The sequence below is a fragment of the Leyella stercorea genome, from assembly GCF_021531355.1.
GTDB lineage: Bacteria > Bacteroidota > Bacteroidia > Bacteroidales > Bacteroidaceae > Prevotella.
This window is the reverse complement of record NZ_JADYTS010000204.1, coordinates 1-480: the sequence shown is the minus strand read 5'-3', so window position 1 is coordinate 480 and position 480 is coordinate 1. Positions and strand designations below refer to the sequence as shown.

Below are 480 nucleotides of genomic sequence, written 5' to 3'. Positions count from 1 at the left end.
TAGAATTAATATTGAACGATTGCGTTATAATCTCATTTTTCAACGTAAATTGCCGTGAATTAAACGTAAATTAACATGAATTATATTTATACTCAAGCACTTTATATTTACGAAAATTCACGTGACATTTACGATAATATACGTTCAGCGACAGCAAGTGTTTTGTAAACCGTAAGCACTCAATTGCTTCCAACCCCTTATAAACAGGGGATGGAGAGCCATTGATTATTTTTGTTTTAACTTTTGTTTGTTTGAATTTACTGTGCAACAGCACTGGGGAGAAGCTTTTCGTAGTCCTTCTCACCCTCTATAAGTCTGCCGAATACATAAGCGAAATACTCCTTCACATTGAGACCTACATTCTTGCATGTCTCAATGAGCGTATGGTATTTCATTTTTTGCTTCTGTTCATACGACCGTTCAAGTCATCACGCTCCTTGACAGCCTTGTCGTATGCACTCTGAAGCCTATCCATTGACT

At 36.9% G+C, this 480-nt stretch carries 1 protein-coding gene; it reads right to left on the bottom strand.

Going from position 1 to position 480, the window contains the following annotated elements:
* Positions 1-257 precede the first annotated feature (257 nt).
* The gene (locus I6E38_RS15085) at positions 258-395 is read right to left on the bottom strand and encodes a transposase domain-containing protein (RefSeq protein WP_235394741.1); all 138 of its coding nucleotides are present in this window, start codon (positions 393-395) and stop codon (positions 258-260) included.
* Positions 396-480: the final 85 nt, after the last annotated feature.

Excerpts from the sequence above, each read along its gene's own strand:
- I6E38_RS15085 (WP_235394741.1), bottom strand. The coding sequence starts at position 395 with ATGAAATACCATACGCTCATTGAGACATGCAAGAATGTAGGTCTCAAT.